This window comes from Roseisolibacter sp. H3M3-2 (genome assembly GCF_029211165.1).
Taxonomy (GTDB): Bacteria; Gemmatimonadota; Gemmatimonadetes; order Gemmatimonadales; family Gemmatimonadaceae; genus Roseisolibacter.
In genome coordinates this window covers 1-1,110 of the sequence record NZ_JARGEK010000673.1, presented here as the reverse complement: position 1 = coordinate 1,110, position 1,110 = coordinate 1, and the positions used below count along the sequence as shown (strand labels likewise).

The following is a 1,110-nucleotide window of genomic DNA, read 5'->3' as shown; positions in this document are numbered from 1 at the left end:
CCGTCGCCGAGGCGATCGCCGCGCTGCCGCGCGCGGCCGGGGGGCGCGCGTGACCGGGCCGTCCGCCCCCGACGCGGGCGCCGAGGTCGCGCAGCTGCGCGAGGCGCACGACGAGCTGCTGGCCCGGATGCACGCCGCCGGCGCCGCCGACTGGATGGACGACGAGGAGCGCGCGCGCCTCAAGGAGGAGATCGCGACGCTCTTCCGCGCCGTCGATCGGCGCCTCGCCGCGCTGGCCGTGCTCAAGGAGGACGTGAAGGCGCTGGTCGCCGCGTGGAAGCAGCTGCCCCCCGCGCCGCCGCCGCCCCCCGCGTCCCCGGAGCCGGCGTTCCTCGCCGGGGAGGCGGAGCCGGAGCCCGTGCCCGCGATGCGCGCGCGCGCGCCGGTGGCCGACCACGCCAGCGTGCGCGTCGACCACCTCGGCGCGTCGACGTTCGTCGCCAAGGGGTGGAGCGCGATCTCGATGGGCGACCACGCGCGCGGCGAGGAGGCGCTGTCGCGCGCCCTGGCGCTGGCGCCCGAGGACCCCGAGGCGGAGGCGCTGCTGGCGTGGGCGCTGATGGGGCAGGGGCGGCTCGACGCCGCCGCGGCGGCGTGTGAGCGCGTGCTGGCGCGGGCGCCCCACTTCCTGCTCGCCCAGGTCAACCTGGGGTGGATCGCCCTGCGGCGCGGCGACCACGCGCGGGCGCTGGAGCTGCTGGCCCCCGCCACGCGCGACGAGACCGACCGCAAGGCGGCGCTCTACGCCACCTTCTACGTCGGGCTGGTGTACCTCCACCGCGGGATGTACGCCGACGCCGTCGCGTACTTCCGGCAGGCGCTCGCGCTGGGTCCCAACCTCCTCGAGGCGTACTACGAGACCGGGCGGGCGCTCTGGCTGGCCGGCGATCGCGACGCCGCGGTGCAGGCGTGGCGGGCGGGCGCCGCCTCGGGCAAGTTCAACGCATGGGGGGCACGCTGCGCGGAGGTCCTGGAGCAGGTCGGGCAGGGCGGGGGGCCGCCGCCGCTGGAGTGAGGCTCGCCTCGCTGGCCGCGCTGGCCGCGCTGCTCTGGCCCGTGGTCGTGCTGGCGCGCCCGCTGGCCGCGCAGCCGGCGCCGCCGCTCCCGTCG

Annotated in this window: 1 protein-coding gene; it reads left to right on the top strand. The window is 78.8% G+C overall.

The features are described 5' to 3' along the window. Window positions 1–1,015 (top strand): tetratricopeptide repeat protein (locus PYV61_RS25630; RefSeq protein ID WP_275836721.1); only part of this gene is annotated, 1,015 nt, incomplete at its 5' end. Between the last annotated feature and the right edge of the window lie 95 nt (window positions 1,016–1,110).